This window comes from Bradyrhizobium sp. AUGA SZCCT0158, from assembly GCF_018130065.1.
In the GTDB taxonomy this organism is placed as follows: Bacteria; Pseudomonadota; Alphaproteobacteria; order Rhizobiales; family Xanthobacteraceae; genus Bradyrhizobium.
Genome location: NZ_JAFCME010000001.1, coordinates 451,528 through 476,602, shown reverse-complemented (window position 1 = coordinate 476,602; position 25,075 = coordinate 451,528). Strand labels below are relative to the sequence as shown.

At 63.5% G+C, this 25,075-nt stretch carries 22 protein-coding genes; 7 read left to right on the top strand and 15 right to left on the bottom strand.

Annotated features, from left to right (window positions below):
- Positions 1–177 precede the first annotated feature (177 nt).
- Together JQ574_RS02065 and JQ574_RS02060 are read right to left on the bottom strand one after the other, a co-directional pair.
- Positions 178–930, bottom strand: coding sequence for an anti-sigma factor domain-containing protein (locus JQ574_RS02065; protein ID WP_212205519.1), 753 nt, complete (start codon positions 928–930; stop codon positions 178–180).
- Positions 927–1,505, bottom strand: coding sequence for a sigma-70 family RNA polymerase sigma factor (locus JQ574_RS02060; RefSeq protein ID WP_212205525.1), 579 nt, complete (start codon positions 1,503–1,505; stop codon positions 927–929). Before JQ574_RS02060 ends, JQ574_RS02065 begins: the two co-directional genes overlap by 4 nt.
- A 154-nt stretch (positions 1,506–1,659) precedes the next feature.
- Between JQ574_RS02060 and JQ574_RS02055 the strand changes: the two genes are divergently transcribed.
- Entirely contained in the window at positions 1,660–2,436 is a 777-nt protein-coding gene (locus JQ574_RS02055; RefSeq protein WP_212205526.1) for a DUF4394 domain-containing protein, read from the top strand.
- A gap of 1,123 nt (positions 2,437–3,559) precedes the next feature.
- Entirely contained in the window at positions 3,560–3,757 is a 198-nt protein-coding gene (locus JQ574_RS02050; RefSeq protein ID WP_212205528.1) for a hypothetical protein, read from the top strand.
- Positions 3,758–3,857: 100 nt separating this feature from the next.
- Here the strand turns inward: JQ574_RS02050 and JQ574_RS02045 are convergent, their stop codons facing one another.
- The gene (locus JQ574_RS02045; protein WP_249119022.1) at positions 3,858–5,030 is read right to left on the bottom strand and encodes a fatty acid desaturase; all 1,173 of its coding nucleotides are present in this window, start codon (positions 5,028–5,030) and stop codon (positions 3,858–3,860) included.
- 522 nt (positions 5,031–5,552) lie between these two features.
- Between JQ574_RS02045 and JQ574_RS02040 the strand changes: the two genes are divergently transcribed.
- Positions 5,553–6,449 carry a LysR family transcriptional regulator gene (locus tag JQ574_RS02040; RefSeq protein WP_212205530.1) on the top strand — a complete coding sequence of 299 codons (897 nt, stop codon included), beginning with the start codon at positions 5,553–5,555 and terminating at the stop codon, positions 6,447–6,449.
- A 7-nt stretch (positions 6,450–6,456) separates the two neighbouring features.
- Here JQ574_RS02040 and JQ574_RS02035 read toward each other — a convergent pair whose 3' ends face one another.
- The 4 genes from JQ574_RS02035 to JQ574_RS02020 all read right to left on the bottom strand — a co-directional run bounded on the left by JQ574_RS02035 (position 6,457) and on the right by JQ574_RS02020 (position 15,760).
- A complete protein-coding gene (locus tag JQ574_RS02035) occupies positions 6,457–8,757 on the bottom strand; it encodes a PAS domain-containing sensor histidine kinase (protein ID WP_212383209.1) in 2,301 nt (766 codons plus the stop codon).
- A gap of 204 nt (positions 8,758–8,961) precedes the next feature.
- Positions 8,962–10,350, bottom strand: a complete 1,389-nt coding sequence (locus JQ574_RS02030) for a cation diffusion facilitator family transporter (protein ID WP_212205534.1) — start codon at positions 10,348–10,350, stop codon at positions 8,962–8,964.
- Between the two features lie 1,029 nt (positions 10,351–11,379).
- On the bottom strand, positions 11,380–14,370 hold the full coding sequence (locus tag JQ574_RS02025; RefSeq protein WP_212205536.1) for an Ig-like domain repeat protein: 2,991 nt from the start codon (positions 14,368–14,370) through the stop codon (positions 11,380–11,382).
- Positions 14,371–14,776: 406 nt separating this feature from the next.
- Positions 14,777–15,760, bottom strand: a complete 984-nt coding sequence (locus JQ574_RS02020; protein WP_212205538.1) for a GlxA family transcriptional regulator — start codon at positions 15,758–15,760, stop codon at positions 14,777–14,779.
- 9 nt (positions 15,761–15,769) lie between these two features.
- Between JQ574_RS02020 and JQ574_RS02015 the strand changes: the two genes are divergently transcribed.
- Positions 15,770–16,582, top strand: a complete 813-nt coding sequence (locus tag JQ574_RS02015) for a DJ-1/PfpI family protein (RefSeq protein ID WP_312018256.1) — start codon at positions 15,770–15,772, stop codon at positions 16,580–16,582.
- A gap of 121 nt (positions 16,583–16,703) precedes the next feature.
- Positions 16,704–17,885: an ABC transporter substrate-binding protein gene (locus JQ574_RS02010; RefSeq protein WP_249119021.1), complete on the top strand. Its 1,182-nt coding sequence runs from the start codon at positions 16,704–16,706 to the stop codon at positions 17,883–17,885.
- Positions 17,886–17,890: 5 nt separating this feature from the next.
- Here the strand turns inward: JQ574_RS02010 and JQ574_RS02005 are convergent, their stop codons facing one another.
- The 4 genes from JQ574_RS02005 to JQ574_RS01990 all read right to left on the bottom strand — a co-directional run bounded on the left by JQ574_RS02005 (position 17,891) and on the right by JQ574_RS01990 (position 19,150).
- The gene (locus JQ574_RS02005; protein WP_212205542.1) at positions 17,891–18,391 is read right to left on the bottom strand and encodes a hypothetical protein; all 501 of its coding nucleotides are present in this window, start codon (positions 18,389–18,391) and stop codon (positions 17,891–17,893) included.
- A 10-nt stretch (positions 18,392–18,401) separates the two neighbouring features.
- A complete protein-coding gene (locus JQ574_RS02000) occupies positions 18,402–18,650 on the bottom strand; it encodes a hypothetical protein (RefSeq protein ID WP_212205544.1) in 249 nt (82 codons plus the stop codon).
- 102 nt (positions 18,651–18,752) lie between these two features.
- Positions 18,753–18,989 carry a hypothetical protein gene (locus JQ574_RS01995; protein WP_212205546.1) on the bottom strand — a complete coding sequence of 79 codons (237 nt, stop codon included), beginning with the start codon at positions 18,987–18,989 and terminating at the stop codon, positions 18,753–18,755.
- Positions 18,986–19,150: a hypothetical protein gene (locus tag JQ574_RS01990; protein ID WP_212206015.1), complete on the bottom strand. Its 165-nt coding sequence runs from the start codon at positions 19,148–19,150 to the stop codon at positions 18,986–18,988. Before JQ574_RS01990 ends, JQ574_RS01995 begins: the two co-directional genes overlap by 4 nt.
- 371 nt (positions 19,151–19,521) lie before the next feature.
- On the opposite strand from JQ574_RS01990, the gene JQ574_RS01985 reads away from it, so the two are divergent.
- Positions 19,522–20,001, top strand: a complete 480-nt coding sequence (locus JQ574_RS01985) for a hypothetical protein (RefSeq protein WP_212205548.1) — start codon at positions 19,522–19,524, stop codon at positions 19,999–20,001.
- Between the two features lie 202 nt (positions 20,002–20,203).
- On the opposite strand, the gene JQ574_RS01980 is transcribed toward JQ574_RS01985, so the two are convergent.
- On the bottom strand, positions 20,204–21,172 hold the full coding sequence (locus JQ574_RS01980; protein ID WP_212205550.1) for a zinc-binding dehydrogenase: 969 nt from the start codon (positions 21,170–21,172) through the stop codon (positions 20,204–20,206).
- Positions 21,173–21,274: 102 nt separating this feature from the next.
- Complete coding sequence (locus JQ574_RS01975) at positions 21,275–22,270, bottom strand: nitronate monooxygenase family protein (protein ID WP_212205552.1); 996 nt, start codon at positions 22,268–22,270, stop codon at positions 21,275–21,277.
- A 318-nt stretch (positions 22,271–22,588) separates the two neighbouring features.
- Here JQ574_RS01975 and JQ574_RS01970 point away from each other — a divergent pair, with 318 nt between their 5' ends.
- Positions 22,589–22,807, top strand: coding sequence for a hypothetical protein (locus JQ574_RS01970; protein WP_212383207.1), 219 nt, complete (start codon positions 22,589–22,591; stop codon positions 22,805–22,807).
- Between the two features lie 220 nt (positions 22,808–23,027).
- Here the strand turns inward: JQ574_RS01970 and JQ574_RS01965 are convergent, their stop codons facing one another.
- On the bottom strand, positions 23,028–24,230 hold the full coding sequence (locus JQ574_RS01965) for an MFS transporter (RefSeq protein WP_212205554.1): 1,203 nt from the start codon (positions 24,228–24,230) through the stop codon (positions 23,028–23,030).
- Complete coding sequence (locus JQ574_RS01960) at positions 24,227–24,970, bottom strand: 3-oxoacyl-ACP reductase family protein (RefSeq protein ID WP_212205556.1); 744 nt, start codon at positions 24,968–24,970, stop codon at positions 24,227–24,229. Before JQ574_RS01960 ends, JQ574_RS01965 begins: the two co-directional genes overlap by 4 nt.
- Positions 24,971–25,075 lie beyond the last annotated feature (105 nt).

Here is a 25,075-nt window from a genome sequence, read left to right as displayed (position 1 = left end):
TCCGAAACACAAGCACCGTCGGCGACGATAGGAAGAAAGCCGCTAGCGGGTTTCTTACGAGAGTTCGTAGGGCGGAATAGCGTAGCGTATTCTGCCGCCTTTGCCCTTTTGCTCTTCGACGGATTGCGCCTTCGGCTTAAATCTGCCCTTCGTGCTACGCGCTGACGGCTCCAAACGCTACAACGCCCGCGCCGCATTGCCCTTGAACAGGATCGGCCCCGTCGGCCGGCCGATCGGAGAGCCGCCTTCCGGCTCCAGCGTGATCTCGAACAGCTGGTCCGGCACGGTTTCCGGCAGCGATCCCAGGTCGAGCTGCAGCGTGCGCGATTGACCGGTGAGGCCGATCGATTTCGGGCCGATCGTACGATCCCACAAGGTCCAGACCTGCAGCGTGCGGCCGGCGGGAACATCGATCGGGCGGAGCGGAATGAGCTCGACGCGGCCATTGGCAAAAGTGTTGACGATAGCGCCGGCTTCCTTCGTCGCGTCGTTCACCAGCACGGCGACGTAGATCGGCTTGCGCTGCGCCAGCGCGATCATGTCGTTGCGGAGCTGGCGCGACGTGATCAATGCGCCGACCATGATCGCGGCGAACAGCAGTGCGGCGAAGACGCCGCCGATGCCGGCCCCGCGCCAGAACCGGATGTTATTCCAGAGCGTGGCGCCGCGCAGTGCCGCGCGCGCGGAGGGCGGTGAGTAGATCGGTTCGGCCTTTGTCGCGTCCGCGATCCGCTGCCACAGGGCGGGGCTCGGCGGAGTTTCGTCGGCGGTGGCATCGAGATCGGCCAGCCGTTCGCGCCACGCGCTGACGGCCCGGGCAAAGGCGTCGTCGGTTGCGATGCGCCGCTCGGCCGTGGCGTGCTCCGCGCCCTCCAGCAGGCCCATCACATAATCGGCGGCCATTGCGTCATCGGCATTGGGCTCGGTCATCCCATGCACTCCTGCAACGCGAACAGGCTGCGCCGCACCCAGCTCTTGACCGTGCCGAGCGGAACCCGCAGCTTTCCCGCCAACTCGCCGTGGCTCATGCCGTGGACATAGGCCAGAACCACCACGTCGCGCCGCGGGCGGTCGATCCGCTCGAGGCAGCGACGCAGTGCGCTGGTCTCCGGCATGCGCGACAGGGTTGCTTCGCAGTCGATCTTCTCAGCGCTTTCATCCGAGGTTTCATAGCGGTGTTCATCGCGATGGATGCTCAGGGCGCGGTTGCGCACCACCGCATAGAGCCAGCCGCGGGCGCTGCCGCGATGCGGGTCGAACCCGGCGGCGCCGCGCCAGATCCGGATAAAGGCATCGTGCACCGCTTCCTCCGCCAGGTCCTGCCGGAACAGGATGCGGCGGGCGACGCCGATCATGCGCGGCGCTTCGCTGTCGTAGATCATCCGCAGCGCCGCGCGGTCGCCGGCGGCACAGCGCGCCAATGCCGCGGCAAGCTGCAACTCGCGCTCCTGGTCTGATGGGGCAGGGTGGCGCGAACCTGCGGTGATGGTGCCATTTCCAGTCATGTCTATGCCCTTGCATAGTTGTTGTACCGGCGCGTGCGGCATTTGGATGCACGGTCAGAAATTTATTTTCAGGCCCCTGCATCCGTTTCGCCGGCGCCGCCGGTATCCGCTGTGTTGGTCCCGAGAGGGCCGTAAAGAACACAGGGAGTTTTCGATGATTATTCGCTCGATTTTCGCAGCTTCGGCCGCAATCCTGCTGTCGTCCGCCGCCGCCAATGCAGCTCAGGTTGCCGCGCTGATCGGCGGTGACACCATTGCCATGGTCGATACCGCGCAGAAGAAAGCCACCGGTTCCGTCAAGGTGTCCGGCATTTCCGGCGCGCTGGTCGGCATCGACGTGCGCCCGGCCGATGGCCTGCTCTATGGGCTGGTCGACGACGGAACCGTGGTGACCATTGCGGCGGACGGCAAGGCCACGACGAAGTCCAAGCTCGACACCACGCTCGCCAAGGGCGTGGCCGCGACGGTGGATTTCAACCCGGTGGCGGATCGCCTGCGCGTGATGGGTGCTGATGGCATGAACCTGCGCGCCAATGTCGATGACGGCAAGGTGACCAAGGACGGCGATCACAAATATGCCGATGCCGACATGCACAAGGGCGAGAAGCCGAACATCGTCGCCGGCGCTTACACCAATTCGGTGAAGGGTGCCAAGGAAACGGCATTGTTCAATATCGATGCCACCATCGGCGGCCTGATCAAGCAGGCGCCGCCGAACGATGGCGTGCTCGGCGCCATCGGAAAGCTCGGCATCAAGCCGAGCAACGTCGCGTTCGACATCTGGTCCGACGGTTCGGGCAAGAACGAAGCCTGGCTGATGGCCGACGGCACGCTCTACAGCGTCGACCTCGCCACCGGCAAGGCAACCGAGGCCGCCAAGATCGCCGGTGTCAGCGGCACGGTGAAGGATATCGCGATCATGGGTATGTAGCAGGCAGGTACTGCCCCGTCATTCCGGGGCGGGCGCAAGCGCGAACCCGGAATGACGGCGTGATGTTGTACGCCGCTCTCATTGCGAGCGGAGCGAAGCAATCGATATCGCTCCAAGCCGAGGCATGGATTGCTTCGCGGAGCCTGTCATCGCGCGCGCATTCGCGCGACCCGTTGGCTCGCAATGACGGTGGAGAGAGCGGCGACCAATCAACCGCCGGCCGTGCCCGGTGTAGCCTCAGGCGAAAGTCCAAATGACTTCTGATTAGAAGAAATCGTGTCAAGCGGAAAATTTCCGAAAGTCAAAAATATTTCCCTTTCTTCCGACCCCAAATCACCTGCACATCAATAGCCATCCCGTCCCACTCAGAGGGGCGTTGGCCATCGTCACGACGAGGGGCGGGTCGCGGTGGACGCTGAGGTTGCGATTGACGGTCGCGGCTGATGCGTACGGCGAAAGCGTGTGGTCCTGGCGCCCGTAACGGCGTCAAGCCTTAAGGGAGCTAACGCTCCCGAAGGGCGACGGTGGCAATAGAGGCCGTCTCACCGGGGAGAGCGCGTCATAAGCCGTAAAGCCATTGCGCAGGGAATGTCGGATGCTCTCCGCTGCCCTGTATGCTCGTGTGCAGCATTCTTAGCACAATCGCACACGAGACCGCGGGTGCAGCGCGCATCCGGCATTCCCTGCGCCCTCTGAATTGAAGAGGGTAAGGAATTTCTGGCAAAGCTCGGGCGCAATGCGTCGCGAGAATGCGAAACTATATCCTCGTCGTCCCGGCCTTGAGCTCAGATGCGCAATTGCGCATCGGGGGACCCATACGCCGCGGCTTCTCGATTTTGGAAAGTTGGAGTTGATATTTTCTGAGATAATTTTGGCCGGTGGTTATGGGTCCCGGTTCAAGGCCGGGACGACGAGTTGAGAGAGCTGAGAAACGCAATGACGTGGCGGGCTATTTGAAATTCAAATCAGACTCGCAGGGCAAGCGAAGCGACCTGGCGCACCCATCGCTTAGATTGCCGCTTTTCAATGACGTGACGACAGTCACGGAAGAGGTTTGCTTAGCCGGCATAGGTTGCGCTCATGACGAGCGGTGATCGCTTGCGCCAACGGATGGAGACTTGCCATGACCAAGGTCAATCATGAACTGAGCATCGACGAATTGGGTGTGATCAGCGGAGGCGGCTTGAAATCGGCGTTTGACAAAGTGCCTGCGTCCACCGCCACAAGCGGCACCGGCACCGGTGCGCCGGATTGGTGGAAACCGTTTCCCGGCTATTTGACCATGGATTCAGTCAGGGCGCTCGGCCCCATTGGATTCTGATAGTTTGCAATTCTGATAGTTTGAATGGCTCGCAGGCGGAATGGCACTTGTAACGCCGTAGCCCAACGGGCGAGGGCGGAAGCCATTCCGCCGCTTTTTCCTACGCCCGCACCGGCACCGCAATCAGCTGCGAGCCGACCGCACCGAGCAAGAGCTGGTGCGCGCGATCGACGATTTCGTCGAGCGAGCGGGTGCGCGCAAACATCGCCTGCGCCTGCGCCAGCAATTCGTCGCGCGTTGGAATCCTCGGATGGAACGACGCCAATATCTCGGCCGTTTGCGACCGGGCCTGGCTCAGCGTCTCCTGCAACGCCACCAATTCGGACGAATGCAGCGCCGACGAAACGGCGAGCGCAATCCGCTCGGGATTGAACCAGGCGACGAGTTCATCGGCGGCGCGATTGATGACGCGCGAACCGAGCCGCTGCTCGTTGCGCAGCACTTCCGCGGGCGGCGTCTTCAGGTCCCGGACGACGCGAACGAATGACAGCGCCTTCAGCATGTAAAAGGTGACGTCGATTTCCCACCAGCGAAAACCCTGGCGGGCGCTGCTCTGGTAGGCGTGGTGGTTGTTGTGCCAGCCTTCGCCCATGGTGAAGAACGCCAGCAGCCAGTTGTTGCGGGAATCATCGCCGGTGACGTAGCGCTTGCGGCCGTGAACATGCGCCAGCGAATTGATGCAGAAGGTCGCGTGATAGAGCAGCACCGTGCTCCAGACGAAACCGATCACGAGGCCGGACCATCCACCGATCAGGAAGCAGATGATCGCGAGGATCACGCTCGGCAGCTGCTCGAACCGGTGCAGGAACCTCAATTCCGGAAAGGCCGCAAAATCGGCGACCTTGACCAGATCGGTCAGGTCGTGTTGCCGGTAAAAAATCCATCCGACATGGCTGTAGAAGAAACCCTTGTGGCGGGGCGAATGTACGTCATGTTGCGTATCGGAATGCAGATGGTGGTGGCGATGCTTGGCGGCCCACCACAGCACGCTCTTCTGGGTGGTGCTCTGGGCCAGGAACGCCAGCACGAATTGAAACAGGCGGCTGGTCGCATAGGACCGGTGCGAGAAGTAGCGGTGATATCCCGCCGTGATCGCGAACATGCGCAGCCAGTACAGCGTCACGCAGATCGCGACGGCCTGCCAGGTGATGCCGGTCCAGAACGCGGCAAAGCAGCTGAGGTGCAGCACGATGAACGGCAGCGCGGACGGGTACATGATGTCGTCATGCGCATCGGCGGTTTGGGCGTCGGCATTGTCTGGCTTGTCGATCATGAAGTGCGTACTTGGCTCCCTGGCGCATGCCGGCCGTTGCCGGGCATGACTCACGGTTGATGGACGAGGCGATGATCGCATCCACCGGTTAAGACCCGCTAAGGGGCCCGACGATGTTTGTTCGAGAGTGGGCAGAGCCTCGTCAGTCACGCGCGCAACGCGGCGAGGCCAAGTCGGTCGGCCGAAGTTCAATGACCATAAATAGTTGCGGCCTGCCGGGGGCGCAAGGCAATGTCCGGTACCGGACCTGAGGCCGTGGGTCGCACTCCGGCTGAAAGGGGCGAGGGCAGGCGAAAGACGGCCAGCCCGCGTCCTGATCGTAATTGGAATTGTTCCAAATTTCTGGGAACCCGTTCCATGCCGTTCGCCTAATAAGCCCTGAAAATCGGGCGATATCAGTCTCCAATGAGCGCCGAAACCGCGTGATTGGAGTTAGGCTTTTGACGTATGGGTCCAGCGGCGGCCATGGTATTTGTCACCGCCGGACCATGGGGTTAACCGACCAGATTCACTGAGGCCTTCTTGCTCGATAAGCTTGAACTATTGCTGGCGCTCGCAAAGGAGCGGCATTTCGGACGCGCCGCCGAGGCGTGTGGCGTCACCCAGCCGACCATGTCGACGAGCCTCAAGCAGCTCGAGGAAATCCTCGGCGTCATGCTGGTGCAGCGCGGCTCGCGCTTTCAGGGTTTCACGCCCGAGGGCGAACGCACGCTCGACTGGGCGCGGCGGATCGTCGGCGATACCCGCGCCATGCGGCAGGAGATCAACAGCCTCAAGGACAAGCTCTCCGGCGAGATCAGGCTGGCTGCCATCCCCACCGTGCTCGGCATGGTGGCGCAGCTCACCACGCCGTTCCGCGCGCGCCATCCCGATGTGCGTTTCCAGATCCGCTCATGCACCTCGGCCGAGGTGCTGGGGCTGCTCGAAAATCTCGAGGTCGACGCCGGGCTGACCTATATCGAGAACGAGCCGATCGGCAAGGTTCGCACCATCCCGCTCTACAACGAGAGCTACCGCCTGCTGACGGCGCCCGATGCGATGTTCGGCGATCGCAAGCAGGTCACGTGGAAAGAAGTCGGCCAGGTGCCGCTGTGCCTGTTGACGCCGGACATGCAGAACCGCCGCATCATCGACCGCGCGCTGACGTCGGTCGGCGCCGAGGCGATGCCGACGCTGACGTCGAACTCGCTCTTGGTGCTCTATACCCACGTCAAGACCGGACGCTGGGCCAGCGTGATGCCGGCGAAGCTGGCGGAGACGCTGGGGCTCGCGGATACCGTCCGCAGCATTCCGATCGTCGATCCCGTGGTTGATTACAGCATCGGCATGGTGATCCCGCAGCGCGATCCGATGACGCCGCTGATCGCAGCGCTGGTGCAGATCGCCCGCGAAGTCGCGCCGACGCTGGAATCGGCTTGAGGGCCGGCTAGGCCGCGACCGACAGCTTCGCTTTCGGCGCATGCGGCTCGCGCGGCAGCGTGATCCGCACCACCGTTCCGGTGCCGAGCTTGGAGCGCAGCCGCATCGTTCCGCCGTGCAGGCTGGTCAGCGATCTCGCGATGGCAAGCCCGAGGCCCGATCCCTGATAGGTTTTTGTCAGCTGGCTCTCGACCTGCTCGAACGGCTTGCCGAGCCGGCGCAGCGAGTCCGGGGCGATGCCGATGCCGGTGTCGGCGATCATCAGCACGATGGAGTCGTTCAGCACCTGGCCGCGCACCGTGACCTTGCCGTCGTCGGGGGTGAATTTGACGGCGTTCGACAGCAGGTTGACGAAGATCTGCTTGACTGCGCGGCGATCGGCCATGACCGAGATGGTGCTTTCGATGTCGGCGTCCAGTGTCAGATGCTTGTCTTCGGCGCGTCCCGAGACCACGCGCATTGACTCCGCCAGGATGTTCGACAGATCGAGCGGCTCCAGGTCGAGCTTCATGCGGCCGGCCTCGATCTTCGACATGTCGAGGATGTCGTTGATGACCTCGAGCAGATATTTTCCCGATGTCAGGATGTCGTGGCAGTACTCCTGATATTTGTCGGAGCCGAGCACGCCGAACATGCCGCTGCCCATGATCTCGGAGAAACCGATGATGGCGTTCAGCGGTGTGCGCAGTTCGTGGCTCATATTGGCGAGGAACTTTGATTTTGCCTGGTTGGCTTCCTGGGCGCGGGTCTTCTCCTGCGAGTATTTCTCGGCGAGGTCGGCGAGTTCGGATTGCGAGCGCTTCAGATCGAGCACGTTGGCGCGCATCCGGGCGTCGTTCTCGACCAGCTTTTGCTCGTGTTCCTTGATGCGGGTAATGTCGGTGCCGACCGAGACGTAGCCGCCGTCCTTGGTGCGGCGTTCGCTGATGTGCAGCCAGCTGCCGTCGTCGAGCTGGGCTTCGAAGGTGCGCGCTCCCGGCGCTTGCGCGCCGGTCTCCTGCAGTCTGGTGCGGACCTCCGGCATGCTGCCGACTTCGATCACGGTTTCATAGGAGGTGCCTGATGTCACCGCCGAGTCCGGCAGTTTGTGCAGGCGCTGGAAATGCGAGTTGCAGAGCACCAGGCGGTCTTCCGCATCCCACAGCACGAAGGCTTCCGGAATGGTCTCGATCGCGTCGCGCAGCCGCAAATCCGCCTCGACCGTTTTCTCGGCGAGGCTCTTCTGTTCGGTGATGTCGACCGCGATGCCGATCAGATGCAGGCCGGAGTCGGCGGCGGACTGGCTGAGTTCGCAGCGGACCCGCAGCCAGATCCAGTGACCGCCGGTGTGCTGCATGCGGAAGGTCTGGTCGATATGGTCGAGCTTGCCGGAGATCAGCTGGTCGGCGATCGCGAACAGATCGATGTCGTCGGATTTCACCAGCGCGTTGACTTCGCCGAACGTCAGCAGGTCGTTGCGGGAATCGAGGCCGAGCATCGTGAACATCGACTGCGACCAGAAAATCCTGCCGCGCGACAGGTCCCAGTCCCACAGGCCGCACCGGCCGCGGTTGAGCGCGGTGTCGATCCGGCCGCGCACCGCGTCATTGATGAGGTCGCCTTCGCGGGCGCGGGTCGATTGCCAGTGGAAGGCAAAGCCGAGGATCAGCACGACGAAGCCGGTGGTGGCGGACAGCGTCATCGACAGCGCCGCGTCCGATCCCCACAAGGGATCGTTCTTCTCCTGGATCACGATGACCTGGCCGGGCAGCGCCTTGACCAGCCGCGAAATCGCCAGCGCGCCGTTGCCGCTCGGCAGCGTCATGTCGTTGATGACGCCCTGCTGAGCCGGCGCGGCGAGCAGTTGCGCGGTGGAGATCACGTCGAGCACGCGGTCGCTTCCGCTGAGGCCCTCGACCGGAATCCGCGCCAGCACGCGATGCTCCACGCCGGTGATGATGAAATGGCGGCCGGCCGCGTTGCCCCAGGAGGGAATGAGTTCGGGCAGCAGGCTCTGCAGCCGGTCGATGGTGAGCGCGCGATCCTGCCGGACCGAGGCGAGGCGATCGATGCGTTCGGCCATGAGGTCGGTGACGGCGGCGAGGTCGCGCTTCATGGCGGCGCGCTTCTGCCGGGTCTGGTCGATCACTTGCACGACCGCGCCGAGGCAGATCGTGATCAGAAAGGCGATGATCAGGGTCGGCACGGCGCGTCGCAGCGCCGGTTCGGCGATCAGCAGCCTGTGGTAAGCCGGTTTAGCGATCGATTGCGCCAATCCCTTGATCGAATCGGATTGGACACACGCGTTCGCCGCATGCGCGCGCGCCATGCTAATAGACCCCCACCGAAAATTCATTTTTGCACATCGTTTCGGAAGAGCCCTCGACTTCCGAATCACAGCGATTTGAATCCGTTTTTCCCGGGCTGTCGAGAGTCAACGATTCGTTAATATCAAATAAATCTTGTCCAACGGGGAATCGGGGACTCCAAAAAGAGTCCGAAACAGGAACGCGTCCGTATTAGTACGCCCAACTCACTCATAAGGCGGTTCGGCGTGGCTGATCACGCGCTTGATGGTCGGGAAGGCGCGGCGCAGCGCGCGCTCGATCTCGTCGACGTTCTCATGCACCTTGATGACGCTCATCGAGGGCGCGGCGCGGCAATGGAAGTTGACGATTTCGCCGGCGTCGGTGTCGCGCACCCGCACATTATGAATGTCGTGGATGGCGCCATTGGCCGCGAAACCCGTCAGCGCCGCCTTGATGACTTCCACCCGTTCGGGTGAGGCGTCGGTGCCGTGGGGCAGTTCCGGTTCCAACGGCTCGATATGGGTATCGACCTCGACATCCTCGCCAAAATCCTCGCGGATGCTGCGCTCCAGTTCATGGGCGATGTCGTGCGCCGCTGATAGCACCATGTCGCCGTCGACCTCGAGGTCGATGCTGACCGTCAGCCGGCCGCCGAGATCGTGCACCGTGACATGGTGGACCGCGAGGCCGGAATTGCGCGCGATCACCATGATGCGCTCGCGCACGCTCTCATTGTCGCGCGCCACCGGCACCGCGGTGAACGTCAAATCGGCGTCGCCGAGCGCCTGGCTCACCGCCGCCTGCGCGATCCGCTTGATGGCCTCGACGCGGTCGATCGGGTAGGTGCGGGGCACGTTGACGATGGCGTCGATGAAATGGGTCGGCCCGACCATGCGCACGCGCAGCCGTTCGACACCGACCACGCCGGGTACGGCGCGGATCGCCGCGGAGGCTTTCTCCGCCGCGCCTTCCGGGGCGCGGTCGAGCAGCGTTTCGATGGTCGATCGTCCCAGCCGCAAGCCCAGCAGCGATATCATCACGGCGACCGCGATCGCCGCCGCCGTGTCGCCCCAGGCATAGCCGAAGCCGGTCAGCGCCAGGCCGATGATGACGGCGGTCGAACCCAGCACATCGGAGGCAAAATGCAGCGCGTCGGCGGCCAGCGCCTGGCTCTTGGTTTCGCGCGCGGTGCGATGCAGCGCCCGCGCCCGCCAGAAATTGACGCCGATGTCGATCACCAGCACCACGAAGGGAATGGCCGAGAGCGTCGGCGGCGGCGCGCCGTCGCGCAGCCGGCTCCAGGATTCCACCAAAATGCCGCCGGCCAGCACATAGAGCAGCGCGATGACGAACAGCGCCGACAGGCTTTCGAACTTGCCGTGGCCGTAATGATGTTCCGCATCGGCCGGCTGGTCGGAGACGCGCACCACCAGCCAGGTGATGATGGTCGCGATCACGTCGACCGAGGAGTGCAGGGCCTCCGAGATCAGCGCCAGACTGCCGATCGCAATCCCGACCGCGAATTTCGCCGCGGCCATGCCGGCGCTGGCGAATATCGAGATCGCGGCGACGTTGGTCTTGAGGTTGGAAACGCGGGCGTGGGTCAGTGTCATGACCGGCGGTTTAGCAGGGCGCCCGTCAACATCAAGCGCCCATCCACAGCGCTAGTCGCAACTGGTTTGCAGAAGCAGGTTTGTTGCGAATTGTTCTGAATTGAAGGAGCTGACATGCGAAGGCTTACCCGTTCTGTCGTCCCGGCCTAGTGCGCAATTGCGCACGGGGGCCGGGACCCATACCGCGTGATCTCTCGGTGAAGCCTCGGTAGCAGAGACTTTTCGCAAAACTTCTCCCTGTGGTTATGGGTCCCGGCCTTCGCCGGGACGACGACAACATATGGCTCCGCGATCTCGCGACGCATTGCGCCCGAGTCTTGCTTGAATTCTTCCCGCCCTCTCAAGAGAGGGCGCAGGGAATGCCGGATGCACGCTGCACCCGCGGTCTCGTGTGCGGTTAGCACAAAGGAAAGTGCACACGAGCATACAGGGCAGCGGAGGCGATCCGACATTCCCTGCGCAATGGCTTTACGGCTTATGCCGTGCTCTCCCCGGCGACGAGTTCGTTTTTGTCACCGTCGTCTGCGAATTGACGGCGCATCGAGACCCGGTCGGGTTCGACTTGCCTTTCGCAAACTTGACACCAGCAACGGGTGCCAGGACCACACGGTTTTGCCGTACGCAGCATTCCCGTCTTCGCCTTTGGCTTCGCCGGGCACGGCCCGTCTTCGCTTTCAGGTCCATTCGGGCGTTGGCATCGCTCGTCTTGCGCGCCGTGAGCCGCTCATGAGGTTCATCTCACCCTGCAGTCACCTGTCGCGCGCGACGCTGCCGCGTCCACCGCACCCCGTCCCACGTTCGTGACGATCGCGAGCGCCCCTCTCATTGGGACGGGATGGGTGAAGGTGTGCAGGTGATTTGGGGGTGGCGTCAAGGGGTATTTCTGGAAAACGGAAAATTGTTGCTGCGGGGCTGCCGAGGCCTCGCATAACAGTATTGGAGTGGCCTGTAACCCGGATGAGCAACGCGAGATATCCGGGTATTGTGTCGCGCTGATTCCGCATGCGCGCATGCGGGCTACTCGCTTTTCTAGCGCGCACCGAAGGGCAGGGATGCCCGCGCGCGATAGGTCCAGAGCCCGAAACTGCCACCGAGGCCGCTGCGCTCGCCGCCGATGGCGAGTTGCGCGCCGTTGTCGAACCGCGCCGTCACGCCGCCAACAGCGCGCGCCGACCAGCCGTCGAGCACGACAAACGGCAGCGCGCCCGGCGTGACCAGTGCGACGCTGTCGCTCTTGAAATAGTAGTCGCCGTAGAGGCCGACGTAAGGCGTCAGGACCGTCGCACCCGACCACGCGACCGGATAGGCCAGCTTGGTGCCGGCGCTGGCGCGGCCGGTCGAGAAGTCGCGCGCGGCTTGCAGGGTGCCGAGCGTGTCGGTGTAGGCGTTTTCATGTTCCCACAACGCGTAGACGCGCGCCGATGGTTCGATCTGGAAACCGTAACTGCTGTAAGTGCCGGTGAGCCCGCTCGTGACCAGCCAGCGCTGGCCGGTGAAGGATCCGGCGGCGGTGCCCGCCGTGCCGTCGAAGCCGATTCCCGAATAGGCGACGCCGGCGTCGAAGCGGATGCCTTGCGTTATCTTCCAGCCGAGATAGGAGCCCACGGTCCAGCCGTCGCCCTTCAGCCGGCCCGAGAGCGCATCGGAACGATAGTCGAAGGTCTCGTAGCCGCCGAGTACGCCGGCGACGAAGTTGGGTGTGAACCTGCGGGTCAGACCTGCCAGCAGGTTCATCTGGTTGCCGTAGACGACGGTGGCGCCGGGCACGGCTGACGAACTGCCCCAGCGATCGAGCGTCGCGCCGCGCACTTCGGCCCAGCCCAGCCATTCCTTCGGCTCGGCGACACGGAGCGGCGGCGCCTTGGTGGACGGCGCATAGCCGATCGCATTGAACGCGTCCTCGATGCGCGCAGGCTGGCCCGGCTGGGAGCTTCGTCCATTGTTGGCCAATGTCCCGCCGGCGCCGGTAAAGGGATCGGTGGAACGGAGGGAGCCATTCGCCGGCTGCGCGTCGGGATCGGCGGCGAAATTGAAACGCACACCGCTGGCGCTCGGTGAGATGAAGGCGCCGCCGCCGCTAAAGGCCTCGCCGATCGCGCTGTCGACGGCGCCGGAGATCGCCTGCCCGGAAACCTGGGCCACGATCGGCGTCACCAAAACCTGCAACGCGCGCAGCTTCACGCTGTCCGCGGGCGTGTTGACGGTCTGGCTCAGTGCCGGTGACGTCGCGGGACCGAAAGTCGCGGCACCGCCATAACTCGCCGTGATGGTGTGCGAACCGACCGTGAGCGTCGAGGTCGTCAGGGACGCAATGCCGGCCGCCAGCGTGGCGGTGCCGATCGCGACGCCACCGTCGCTGAAAATCACCGTGCCGGTCGGCGTTCCCGCGCTGCTGGTGACCGTGGCGGTGAACGTCACCGGTTTGCCGAATTCGCTCGGGTTGAGCGAGGACGCCAGCGCCGCCGCCGTGGCCGCTGTGCCGACCGACTGCGTCAGCACGGGCGATGTGCTGGCGAGGAAATTCACATCGCCATTATAGGTCGCGGTGATCGCATGCGCGCCGACGGCTAGCGACGAGGTGGTGAAGGTTGCCGTCGCCGCTCCGCCGAGCGCCACGGTGGCCAGCACCGTCGCGCCATCCCTGAACGTGACATTGCCTGTCGCGCCGCCTGCCGAAACCGTGGCAGTGAACGTCACGGCTTGAGCGAACGCGACCGGATTGAGCGAAGACGTCAATGCCGTCGTCGTCGCTGCGGAGGTGGTCACCGTCGTCGACACGCTCGCGCTGTTGTTGCCGGCGTTCAGATCGGGCGTGGCGCTCGCCACGGTGGCGACGTTGGTCAGGACGGTGCCGACAGCCAGCGCCCCGTTGACCGTCGCCGTGAGCGTTAGCGTTTGCGGAGTGCCGGTGACGACCGTTCCCACCGTCCACACACCGGCGGCGAAGGTGCCCTGGCTCGGCGTGGCGCTCACGAAGGTTAGGCCCGCGGGCAGTGTGTCGTTCACCGTAACGGTGGCGGCCGGCTCGGGCCCGGCATTGCTCACCGTGATCGTGTAGGTGATGTTCTGCCCCGGCTGGATGGTCGCCGGGGCGGACTTGGTGACCGACAGGTCGGCGTTGACGTTGTGCGCCGTGACCGTTGCGCCCGCGGCATTGTTGCCGGTCGCGGGATCGAACTGATCGCTTTGCGAGATCGTCGCCGTGTTCGTGGTCGGATTGGTGGTGGTGACGGTGGCCTGCAACGCCAGTGTTTGTGGTGCGCCGGGCGTGACCGTTCCCACTGTCCAGATACCTGTAAGGTCGCTGTAGGTTCCTTGGCTCGGAGTGGCACTCACGAAGGTCAGGCCGGCGGGAAGCAGGTCCTGCACACTGACGTTGGTGGCAACATTCGGTCCCGCATTGCCCAGGGTGACCGTGAACGTCACCACATCCCCGACGATCGGGCTCGGATTGGACACCGTGTGGGTGAGCGACAGATCGGCGGTCTGCGGTGTGACCGTCGCGGACGCGGAATTATTCCCGCCGTTGGGGTCGGACTGATCGGAGGCTGCGATCGACGCCGTGTTGGTTTGCGCAGCGGCGCCGGCAACGGTGGCCACCAATTGCAGTGTTGCCGGCGCGCCGGCCGCGACCGAACCCACGTCCCAGATACCGCTACCCGATGCATAGGTTCCCTGACTCGGAGCGGCGCTCACGAAGGTCAGGCCGGCGGGAAGCAGATCCTGCACACTGACGTTGGTGGCAGCGTCCGGTCCCGCATTGCTCAGGGTGACCGTGAAGCTCACCACATCCCCGACGTTCGGGGTCGGATCGGACACCGTCTTCGTCATGGCAAGATCGGCGACCTGCGCCAGTGCGGCCTGCGAGCCGAAGACGGTAAGCAAGAGGGCCAGCAGCAGCCCGACGATGCTGACGCGTCCAAAGCCCGGTCGTGTCGCGCGCGCCCTGAAGCGCCGTGCCCAATGCGGCCGGTCGGCATCGGCACAAAGCGTAACACGCGTTTCAACGATTTCCGACATGGCGGCCCTTGTCGGAAGCTGTGATGAGCTTACGGTATCCCGACCTTAAGCAGACGCGGCGCATCCGACGAATGGATTCGGACAACTGGAGCGACCAACGGGCGTCATGAAGGGCGTTTCCCAGGGCGTGTTGCTATTGCGCCACATGGCTTGACGCGGAAGTCCCGTCGACGCTCAGGGACTACCCGCACCCGCCACTTCCACCGCAACCACATCGATTCGTGACGACGACTTCCGTTGCCGCGATTCTTCGTGCGACGTCGCGGCGCTCAGGCAAAACAGGGTTTTGCGCTCGGGGCCGTCGAGCACAGAGGTGAGCGTGGAGGGCGGATTAGCCGAAGGAGAAATCCGCCGCTGCATTTTCAAGCAAGAAGGATTGCGCTACGCTATTCCGCCATACGCGCAACTACTGCCTCTGCCCCCGATAAAACCGCACCCGATAATCCTGCGGCAACACGTTCAGCCTCCGCCGAAACGCCCGCCGCAAATGCTCTTCGCTTTGAAATCCCGCGCGCGCGGCGATTTCCTTGATGGGGGCTGCGGATTCTTCCAGTGCCCTGCGGGCCGCCTCGACGCGAAGCTCTTCCACGGCCTTGCCGGGTGTGCGGCCGGTCTTTTGCCGAAACACGCGTGCGAAGGTGCGGGGACTCATGCCCACGCGTTCGGCCAGACTCTCGACGCGCAAATCGCGGCGGAGATTGTCCTGCATCCAGGTCGAGATATTTTCGAACGCCGTGTCCTCGGACGATTGCAGTGACAGCGGCACGCTGAACTGCGCCTGCCCGCCGGGCCGCTTCAGGAACACGACCAGGCGGCGTGCGATGCGCATGGCTTCGCGGTGGCCGAGATCATCCTCCAGCAAGGTGAGCGCCAGATCGATGCCTGCCGTCACACCCGCTGATGTCCAGACTCCGCGGTCGTGAACAAAGACCGGATCGACCAACACCGAAACGTCGGGGTATTGCGCGCTCAGCATCTCACAGGAGCCCCAATGGGTGACCGCGCGCCGCCCGTGAAGCAGGCCGGCAGCAGCCAGAACAAAGGTGCCGGTACAGACCGAGCAGACACGCCTTGCGTTCGGCGCCGCGATACGAAACCAGTCGATCAGCGCGGAATTCGCCGCGGCACGATGGACGCCGGGGCCGCCACCGACGATGAGGGTGTCGATATCAGTGTGGTCGCAGTCGGAGAGGGCTGATGTCATCACCTCCAGGCCGGACGAGGTTTTGACCGGACCGCCCCTTAACGAGCAGATCTGCCAGACATAGGGCGCACGGCCGGCCTCTGATGTTTCGCAGGCAAGCTCAAAGGCTTGCAGCGGCCCGGCAAAGTCGAGCAGCAGGCAATCCTCGAACAGGACGAAGACCAGACGGCGGGCGGTCGAAGCCATGAGCGGGCCTTGTCAGGCAATCTCTTCGTGAGTTTGGCAGGAAATGCGTGTATTATGACATTTCGGCAAACGGCCTCGCCTGTCAACATCCTCTTGTTCAACAGAGGGTGCACGATGTCTGGCAAGCCGATCGAGATCGGACTTCTTTTCTTTCCCGGGATGACCCAGCTGGATGTCACCGGACCTTTCGAAGTCTTTGCCCGCCTTCCGAACGTTCGCATGCATCTGCTCTGGAAACGCATCGAGCCTGTGATCAGCGACGTCGGCCTGCCGCTGCTGCCGACCACGACTTTTGCCGACTGTCCGGATCTGGATGTGTTCTGCATCGGTGGCGGCCCGGGGCTGGTTGATTTTCTGGGCGATGATGAGGTCATTGCGTTCGTTCGCGACAAGGGTGGATCGGCGCGCTACGTCACGTCGGTTTGCGCGGGCTGCCTGATCGTCGGCGCCGCCGGCCTGCTCGACGGATACAAGTCGGCCTGCCATTGGCTGATGAGTGAGCAGCTTGCCGCCTTTGGCGCCATCGCGGTCGACGAACGCGTCGTGATCGACCGTAACCGGATTTCCGGCGGTGGTGTTACCGCCGGAATTGATTTCGGCTTCCAGGTAGCATCGGAGCTCTGCGGCGAAGAAGTCGCGAAGAAACTCCAGCTCATGCTGGAATACCAACCGCAGCCGCCGTTCGATATCACCGTGCAGAATGCGCCGCCCGAGATGCTTTCCCAAATGCGCCTTGAGGCCGAACCCTGGCTTCGCAAGCGCGCGGCGGCGGTCCAGAAGGCCGCCTTGAAGCTCAAATCGAAAGCAATGACGGCTGCATGAGCGGTTAGACGGCCGGAAACTTGGCGCCATTTTTGGGAAAGATACTCGCATGATTTGCAACGGCCGCGTGAACCCGGGAAGAATGATGTTCAAGGCCGCTGCTGCTTTGCTCTGCGGGGCAATGATCGGATCTTTCCCGGTCGCGCGCGCGGCCGAACTCTCCGGTGGCGTCGTCCGGATCGGCATCATCAATGACCAGACCGGGCCCTTGTCTGACTTGAGCGGACCAGGTTCGATCGCTGCCGCCAAAATGGCGGCGGAAGATTTTGGGAAATTGGTGCCGTCGATCAAGGTCGAGATCATAGCCGCCGACCACCAGAACAAGCCTGATATCGGCGTCGGCATCGTCCGGAAATGGTTCGACGTCGATGGCGTCGACATGGTCGCCGACGTGTCCAACTCGGCCGTTGGCCTCGCCATCCAGTCACTGGCCCGCGACAAGAACAAGATTGCGGTCTATTCGGCCGTGGCGACCACCGAACTCAACGGCAAGCAATGTTCGCGAAACGGCCTGGCCTGGCTGCACGATTCCTACAATCTGGTGTCGGGGCCGATCCGTACGCTGGTCGCCCAAGGCTACGATACGTGGTTCTTCATTGCGGCCGACTACGCGTTCGGCAAGAACATGGTGATGGAGTCGCAGCGCGTGCTCGCGGCAACAGGCGGCAAGTCGCTCGGTGCCGTGTATCACCCGATCGGCACCGCGGATTACAGCTCCTTCATCCTGCAGGCCCAGGCATCCGGGGCCAAGGCCATCGCCTTCGCCAATGCCGGCGAGCAGCTGGTGACGTTGATGAAACAATGGAACGAGTTCGGCATGAACACCGGCAAGCAAAAGCCCGTGGCCGAGCTGATGTTCCTCACCGACGTTCATGCGATGGGCCCGAAGATCGCAAAAGGCCTGACGACTCTCACGGCGTGGTACTGGGCGCTCAACGACGAGACCAGAGCCTTCGGCCAACGCTTCTTCAAGCTGCGCGGCACAATGCCCACGGCACCGCAAGCGGCGGTCTACTCAGGCGTTAGTCATTATCTGAAAGCCGTCGCGGCGGTTGGCGGCGATGCAACGGATCCGGTGCTGGAGAAAATGCGTTCAATGCCGGTTGACGATTTCTACGCAAGAGGCGCGAAGGTGCGCGAGGACGGCAAGCTCGTGCACGACTTCTACCTGGTCCAGGTCAAGGATCCGTCGGAGGTCAAAGCGCCCTGGGAATATTACAACGTGCTTGAAAAGGTTCCGAGCGGCGAGGTCTACTCCGACCTGGCGAATAGCGAATGCCCGTTGGTCAAACGGGTCAATTGAGATGCCTAGCTCGCCAATTTGAGCGCGCTGGAGATTTCGGCAAGCGTCGCCTTCTCGGTATCGCTGACCACGACACCGCCAATACCGAGAAATCCACCCTCGGTGGATGCCTCGGCGACATTTTGGCTGATTTCGCGCAACCAGTTCTTGAACGCAGCCGCGTCGCCGGGTGCCTTGGCGCTCAGGACGCCGTCGACTTTCTGCAGGATTTCGATGCAGGCCGTCTTGACCTCGGAGGGTTTTTTGCCGCTGAGACTTTCCTTCAAGCCGTCGCGCGCCACGGCTCGCCCCTCGCTTGTTGCGAAATCATCGACCACGGCCTTGATCAGCGGGTTGGAGCCCGTGTCCATCTTCGTCTTCGCCAGCATTTTTCCGCTTGCGAAACTCTCCTGGAGCAGGCCCCACAGCCCGCTTGGCTCGGCCGCCGTTACGGCAAGGCCGGGTGCCATCACGCTTTCCAACAGCGTTTTCCATTCGTCGGCGGTAAAGGTCGATTTGTCGGCCATGACCTTCTCCTCACCGTCGCCGGGCTACCGCGACGCCGAGCAAGAAGGCGACCAGGAGAGATCCGAGCGGAGCTTCACGTGCAATGTTGCTAAGGATGCTTAGCGGCATGCCGGGTTTTCGGCCGGACTCGATGGCGTCGCCGACCCGGCTGGCCGCGCCTTTGACGGCGTCAGAGACCTCCTCGATTGTGGATTTGGGATCAGGGATCGGATCCAGGCCTTCGTAAATGAACGGCTGGGTGGGGGCGTCATCGGTCATGTCTTGAACTCCGGATCATTCTCAGCCAATCGATCCGCCGGCAATTGGTTCCTTATCGCCGCGCGCAAGCCTGAGGATCGGAGTCAATCAGGCCCGGGCGCATCACGGCGTATCCGGCCTGTGAGTGGGATGCGATTTCCGAACGGCTCGCTCTTTGGGCGTGCGAGGCAGGTCCGCGAACTCGGACGAGTGGTAGTCCCGTCCTTCGGGCGTGGTGATGCAGATGTCATAACAGCCGGCACGCGACATTTCCCGCGCTTTCTTGAGCGCAGCTTCTGCGGTCTTCCTGTGATGGATCAGTCCGCCGTGCTGGCACTTGGCCTTGATGGAAAAGCTCATTTCTTCTTCTTTTTCTTCTGCTTCCTCTTGATGATCTCGGCCTGGGCTCGAAAGGCGTGCGCCAGCGATTTCATCTGGTCGGCGACATAGGCGTCAACGGCGTTCGCTGCGACGCGCTCCGCGGTGGCTGCCTGCTGCCGGATTGCCTTGGCCATTTTCATGGAAGGTCAATGTCTTGCCCGTGGTGTGGTTCCCTGCGGCAGCGTCGGGCGCGGTTTGCCGCCGGTCGGCGGTGTCCGGCAACCGGGAAGCGCGTGCCGCCGAGGTCACGCCCTGCGTGCAAGGCATCCGCGGCGAGCGCAGGCGCTTCTGCAAATCCAGTGCCGCCGAAACCCAAGTTGAGCAACGTAGTGGCAATTCAGGGGTAGGAACATTTAGTGAACAAAAGACATCCGTTGCAGTAGAACTGCCTGAATTTTGGCGATAATCTCTTCGCCCTCAAGCAAGAGCGCGGGCGCACAGCGCCCAAAGAGGTGGAGTCTGATTAAACTCGATTACGAAGACTCACTTTTGGACAAAGGGAGTAGTAGTGATGGTACAGTCTATAGTTGAGAGGGTCTCCAGCGTCATTGACCTGGAGGGCGAAATCGAAGCGGAGTTTCGAAGAAGTCCGCCGGTCCACGAGCGGCGGCCTGTCACTTTCACGCCGCCAAGAGTGCATGAGCCGACCGTGTCGATGGCGGACAACGCGTCGATGCCTCATTATGTCGAGCACCGCGAGGGAGCCACGGAAATCGGCAAGCTCACGGCGGAAGCCATTGTCCGCGAATACGAAGCTGCCGCGAAAGACATCGAGGCGATGGGCGCGGAACTGATCGAGCGCGTCAAGCAATGCGAGGCGATGACCCGCGATGCGCTCGCCGTGACCCAGGAGATGAGGGAAACCGCAGCCCGCTACCGCGAGGAGGCCAAGCGCATCTTCGTTCAGATCGAGGACTGTTCGCTGATGACGGCGGAGGTCCGCAAGACCTGCACCGAACTGAAGGAAAGGATCGCCACTCCGGCGATTTGATTCGGGCGCTTTAGTCTAGCAAGCCACCCTCATCCTGAGGGGTGATTGCCTGCGTTCCCCGGACGCTGCGCAGCACCACCAGCGCGTTTACGCGCGTCTTCGACGCGCTATGGTGATGCGCTGCAGAGCCGGGGTCCATTGGTGCGTGGGTCCCGGCTCTGCGGAGCAGCACTGCGTGCTGCACTGCGTCCGGGACACGAGACTACAGCGTCACCACGATCTTCCCGAGGTGCTTATTGGCTTCCATGTGCGCGAACGCCGCACCGATCTCGGCGAATGGAAAAACCTTGTCGATCGGCAGCTGCAGTTTGCGCGATTCCACCGCCGGCCAGATGTCTTTGCGGACCTCGTCAAAGATCTCGCGAACTTCCTCGATGGTGCGTGTGCGGAAGGTGACCCCGATATAGTTGATGCGGCGCGCGGCGTGGAGGTCAAAATTGAAATCGGCATGGGTGCCGCCGAGCCGGCCGACATTGACGATGCGGCCCTTGACCTTGGTGGCCTTGAGATTCTGGTTCGCGACCGAGCCCGAGACCTGATCGACGATCAGGTCGACGCCTTCGCCGCCGGTCGCTTTGAGCACTTCATCGACCCAGCCAGGATCTGAGGAATCCACCGCGAGGTCGGCGCCGAATTCCTTCAACCGGCCGCGGCGCATCGCATCCGTGGAGGAGCCGATCACGAGTTTGGCGCCCTTGTATTTTGCGATCTGCATCGCCATCAGCCCGACGCCGGAGGAGGCGCCCTGGATCAGCACGGTCTGACCCGCCTGCAGCGCGCCTGACGTCACGACAGCGTTGTGCATGGTGGCGAGCGCGACGGGAAGCGTAGCGGCCTCCTCGAAATTCATGTTGGAGGGCGCGCGGAACAGCCGGCGGTGATCGGCCAGCGTGTATTCGGCGAACGCCGCGCCGCCCGAGCCCATGATCTTGTCGCCCACCTTGACGCCTTTCGCGTCAGGCCCGAGCTCGGCGACTTCGCCGGCCCATTCCATGCCCAGCACCGTGCCGACGCCGCCGGCCGCGCCATGCACATGGCCCTTGGTCATGCCGAGATCGGCGCGGTTGAGGCCGCAGGCGCTGACCTTGACCAGCACCTGCGTGCCCTTCGGCGAGGGTTTTGCGACGTCGGTGATTTCAGCGCCGTTGGCGCCGTAGACATAGGCTTTCATGGGGCTCTTCTTTCTTCTCCCTCTCCCGCGCTTGCGGGGGAGGCGCCGTCCTTGGTCCCCCGCAAGCGGGAGAGGTGACCGAGTTCGCCGCGAGCAGCCGCGCTACTCCGCCGCCTGACGCGACGCGCCCGACATCATGCCTTCGAGGCGGCTGCGAATGATGGCTTCCGCATCGCGCATGATGCGCGACACCAGTTCGGCGCAGGTCGGGATATCGTGGATCAGGCCCTGGACCTGGCCGGCCGACCAGATGCCCTCATCGGCATCGCCGCTGGCGTAGACCATCTTGCCGCGCGCGCCGGCGACGAGTTCGCGCACGTCCTCGAATTTTGCGCCTTCCCTTTCCATCTGCACCACCTTGGTCGAGATCACGTTCTTGGCGACGCGCGAGGTGTTGCGCATGGTGCGGAAGATCAGCTCGGTCTCGCGCTCGTCATTGGCGACGATGCGCTCCTTCACCAGCTGGTGGATCGGGCTTTCCTTGGTGCACATGAAGCGCGTGCCCATGTTGATGCCCTCGGCGCCGAGCGCGAGCGCTGCGACCAGGCCGCGGCCGTCGCCGAAGCCGCCGGAGGCGATCATCGGAATCTTGATCTTGTCGGCGGCCGCCGGAATCAGGATCAGGCCCGGGGTATCGTCCTCGCCGGGATGGCCGGCGCATTCGAAGCCGTCGATCGAAAGCGCGTCGACGCCCATCCGCTCCGCCGACAGCCCGTGGCGGACGCTGGTGCATTTATGGACGATCTTGATGCCATGCTTCTTGAATTCGGTGACGTGCTCCTGCGGCTTGTTGCCGGCGGTTTCCACGATCTTGATGCCGGCCTCGATGATGGCCTGGCGGTATTCCGCGTAAGGCGGCGGCTTGATCGCGGGCAGGATGGTGAGGTTGACGCCGAACGGCTTGTCAGTGAGGTCGCGGCAGCGCGCGATTTCTTTGGTCAGGTCTTCCGGGGTGGGCTGCGTCAGCGCGGTGATCAGGCCGAGTGCGCCGGCATTGGCGACGGCCGCGACGAGTTCGGCCCGTCCGACCCATTGCATCCCGCCCTGGACGATCGGGTGCTCGACGCCAAACATTTCGGTGAACCGCGTCTTGATCATGTCCTGCCCTTTGTTTTCCGGGCGCGGGCGGAGCCACGCGCGGTTTTGTTGGATTTCGAGCGGCAGGATGCCGTCAGCAGGTGTAAAAGTCTACCGGCGGCGGGCGCGGGTCAGGGCATCGCCAGCATGCAAAAGCGCGCTGTCGTTTCCGCAGAGCGGAACATTCGGACATCCTTTCGCTGCGACGATTGGGGCGCGGGCGTTGCCAATTTCTGGGTGATCAAAATCACGGTACGTCCGGGAGCGCTGGAGCAAGTTGCAATCACGGGCCGCTTATGCCCGGAACATCAACCACTCTAGCGAACGGATAGGATGATCATGAGCAATTCCCTGAATCAGAACACGGGCGCTGACTGCGAAATCCTCAGCCTCGCGCAACTCGAAGCCGTCAGCGGCGGCCGCATCGGCGGCGGCCTCTTCGGCGACAAGATCGTCATCATCGGCTGCACGACGCAGCCCCCGTTCGGCGGCTATCCCCCGGGAACGGTCACCTGGAATCCCTGGATCGGCCAGCCGTACCCGACGCCGATTTTTTAAGGGCGTGACCCACTTTTCGTCATGGCCGGGCATAGCCGTCTGAAGGACGGCGTCGCTTCTGCTCGCCTATGCCGGCCATCCACGTTTTTCTTGATCGCGTGAATCGAAGACGTGGATGCCCGGCAGCGCAGACAAGTTTACGCGGTCTGCGCAAGGCAGACCGCTATGGCCGGGCATGACGAGTTTCGCTGACGATCTTTCCGCGCCTAGCTGACGAAACTTAGCTGCCGGCTTGCACCTTAGATGCCGCGCGCCGCAACTGGTCGATCCGTTGGATGATCACCGCCGAGCTAACGGCCAAGGCCGCGAAAACTGCGGTGCCGACTCCCAACATTCTCAGGCCAGAAACCTCGATCAGGGCACCCCCGGTCACGGCGCCGACAGCGATCCCAAGATTGCAGGCCGCGATGTTGAGCGACATCGCAAAGGCCGGGGCCTCGTCGGCGGCCGACATCACGCGGACCTGGCAGAGGACGAATCCGGCGGCGTGGCCCGCGCCCCAGAGCGCCAGCAGCGGAAGGAACAACCAGCTGTGGCCGCCAGCCACCGAAATGGCGCACACGGCGAAGGTCACGACCAGGAGCGCCGCCACCGTGCCCTCGATCGGTCGCCTGTCCGCCACGCGGCCGCCGATGGCATTGCCGATCAGACCTATGGCGCTGAATCCCATCAACAGCATCGCAACCTGCGCGCCGCGGTAGCCGGCTTCAATCTCCAGGATCGCAGCCAGATAGGCATAGGATGCGAACATGGCCGCGAACACCGTCGCGGAGAGAACGAGGTGACCGAGGACGAGCGGCGATCGCAGGATCGTCGCCTGCTTTCCGACGTTGGGCCGGCATGAGGTGGAGACGGTCGGAAGGCCGATCGCCAGGGCGACGGCGCCGGCCAGCGCCAGGACACCCAGGCCTGCGAAAACAGTTCGCCAATCCGCCGATGTCCCCAGCGCCACCCCGGCGGGAACCGCGAAGACGAGGCCGGCGATAGTGCCGATGTTCACCTGTGCGATGGCGCGACCTTGGCGCTCCGGGCTGGCGAGGATTGCGATCACGCCGGCGCCGACGCTCACGAAAACCGGCAGGGTTGCTCCTTCGACAATCCGGACTGCCAGCAGGAGCCCGTGACTCGGAACCGCGGCGGCCAAGAGATTGCCAACCCCGAAAATCGTCGCGACCGCGGCCAGACTGCGACGCGGCTGAAGACGCGTGGCGGCCAGGGTGAGCAGCGGTCCCAGCAGCGCAGCCGAAAGCGCGAAGGCCGACACCAGTCCGCCCGCGGCGGCCAGACTGATCCTGAGATCACGAGCCATCGACGGCAGAAGACCGACCACGACGAACTCGATGGCCACGACAATCGCGGTGACCAACGCCAGCAAGGGAACGGTGCGGCGGAGCGCCTTGTGATCGCTCGCCGCCCGGCTCACGCGTTGGCTCCGCCGTCGACGGTAAACCCGGCGCCGTTGGCGAACCGGCCTTCCTCGCTGGCGAGCCACGCGACAATACCAGCGATGTCCTGCGGCTTGCCGTATTCCGGGATGGGCATCCGGCTTCGCTGGAAATCAGCGCCTTCGCCCGTCGCAGGATTCATGTCGGTATCGGTCGAGCCGGGATGAACCAGGTTCACGGTAATGCCGCGCGGGCCCAAATCGTGGGCGAGGCCACGGGTGAAGCTGAGCAGGGCCGACTTCGACGCCGCATAAAGGGTGATGCCCGGCTGAGGCACCCGCTCGGCGAGATTGCTGCCGATGGTGATGACACGGCCGCCCTTGGACAGATGGGCCGCGGCCGCCTGGGTGGCGAGGATGACCCCGCGGACATTCACCGCCAAGGTGCGGTCGATATCCTCGAGCGTCCAGGTCTCGATCGGGCCATATCCTCGGACGATGCCCGCGCTGTTGACCAGGATGTCGAGCCCGCCCAGTTCGGCGGCGGCGCGGTCGACGGCGGACTTCGCCGCCACCGGATCGGCGCTGTCCGCGGCGATGGCGAGGCCCTTTCGGCCGCGCGCCTCGATCTTGGCGACCACGGCCTCGGCGCGATCGCGGGACTTCTCGTAGGTGAGGGCGACATCCGCCCCTTCATCGGCCAGGCGCAGGGCGATCGCAGCGCCAATTCCGCGACTGCCGCCTGTGACAAGCGCGCGCTTTCCTTCAAGACGTGACATGCGTTATCCATTCTGTGTTGATCGTTACAGAAATGGAGCCTGTCTCACTGGACGGGCGCTGTCAAATGAAATATATAGCGATCGATACAGAAAAGGATCGCATCC